Genomic DNA, 1,697 nt, shown 5'->3' on the forward strand with positions numbered 1-1,697 from the left:
GCTAACGTGAAGGCTCGGTCGCAACCGCAGGCGCGGAGACAGGGTCCGGCAGGACCACCAATTGCGGCACCTGCTTGTAGGAAAAACCGCCGCGGATGTCGCCCATCTTGCCGGCGACGATGCCCACCGCCGCCTTTTCGAGGCTGCGATCATAGCGCGTTTCGGCGACGGCCGGCGCGACGAGGACGGCGCAAAGCGCTACGCCGCACAGAAGCGTTTTCATTGTTGTTGTCTCCCTGCCTGGCCAATGATCTAGCAGGGCGCCGTTGAAAAACGGCCAAGAGACACGGTAAGCGAAAAGCCAAACGTCAGCGTAAACAATGCCTTAAGATCGTTGGCCGGCAAACTGATTCAAGTCTTTGAGACTTTGATTCAGGCGCGCTGGGCGCGGGTGCTGTGCCCGAGCGCGACGAAGACCGTGCGCACGATGCCGGCTGCGTCGAGCCCGGCATCGGCATACATCTTCTCGGGCTTGGCGTGGTCGGTGAACGCGTCGGGCAACACCAGCGGGCGCACCTTCAGGCCGCTTTCCAGCAGGCCTTCGTGGGCGAGGAACTGCAGCACATGGCTGGCAAAGCCGCCGACGGCGCCCTCTTCCACTGTTACCAGAACCTCATGCGAGCGGGCCAGCCGCCGGATCAGATCTTCGTCGAGCGGCTTGGCGAAACGGGCATCGGCGACCGTGGTGGAGAGCCCCGCAGCGCCAAGCTCCTCAGCGGCGATCAGACAATCCTGCAGCCGCGTGCCGAAGGACAGCAATGCGACCTTGGTGCCCTCCTTGACGATGCGGCCCTTGCCGATTTCGAGAACCGAGCCACGTTCCGGCATGTCGACGCCGACGCCATTGCCGCGCGGATAGCGGAAGGCAATCGGGCCTTCATCATAGCTCGCCGCGGTGCGCACCATGTGGCGCAGCTCCGCCTCGTCGGCCGCCGCCATGACGACGAAACCCGGCAAGGTCGCCAGGAAGGTGGTGTCGAAGGCGCCGCAATGGGTCGCGCCATCGGCACCGACGAAGCCGGCCCGGTCGATGGGAAAGCGCACCGGCAATTTCTGGATGGCGACGTCGTGGACGACCTGGTCGTAGGCGCGCTGCAGGAAGGTCGAATAGATCGCGGCGAACGGCTTGTAGCCTTCGGTGGCAAGGCCGGCGGCGAAGGTCACAGCGTGCTGTTCGGCGATGCCGACATCGAATATCCGCGACGGAAACGCTTCGCCGAACAGGTCGAGGCCGGTGCCGCTCGGCATGGCGGCGGTGACGGCGACGATACGGTCGTCCTCACGGCCTTCCTGAACCAGGCTTTCGGCGAATACCTTGGTGTAGGCCGGTGCGTTGGCCGGCGCCTTGGCCTGCGCGCCGGTGATGACGTCGAACTTGTTGACGCCGTGATACTTGTCGGCGGCGGCCTCCGCCGGCGCGTAGCCCTTGCCCTTCTGGGTCACGACATGGATCAGCACCGGGCCTTCGCCATTGTCGCGGACATTTTTCAGGACCGGGATCAGATGCTCGAGATTGTGACCGTCGATCGGGCCGATGTGGTAGAAACCGAGCTCCTCGAACAGCGTGCCGCCGGTGACGTAGCCGCGAGCATGCTCGACCGCCCTTGTAATCGCACGATCCGCCCGCTTGCCGAGATAGGATGTCAGTTTCTTGCCGAAATCGCGCAGGCCGATATAGGCCTTGCCCGAGGCCAGAC

1 protein-coding gene and 1 pseudogene are annotated in these 1,697 nt (G+C 64.3%); both read right to left on the minus strand.

Annotated elements, in window-relative coordinates; all coding sequences use genetic code 11:
* Positions 1-13: 13 nt before the first annotated feature.
* A pseudogene (locus EN935_RS34680) lies at positions 14-223 on the minus strand (hypothetical protein); the annotation flags it as partial.
* 149 nt (positions 224-372) lie between these two features.
* Positions 373-1,697, minus strand: a 1,325-nt coding sequence (gene dxs / locus EN935_RS34685) for a 1-deoxy-D-xylulose-5-phosphate synthase (RefSeq protein WP_127374162.1), incomplete at its 5' end; no start/stop codon positions are given.

The organism is Mesorhizobium sp. M7D.F.Ca.US.004.03.1.1, assembly GCF_003998635.1.
GTDB lineage: Bacteria > Pseudomonadota > Alphaproteobacteria > Rhizobiales > Rhizobiaceae > Mesorhizobium > Mesorhizobium loti.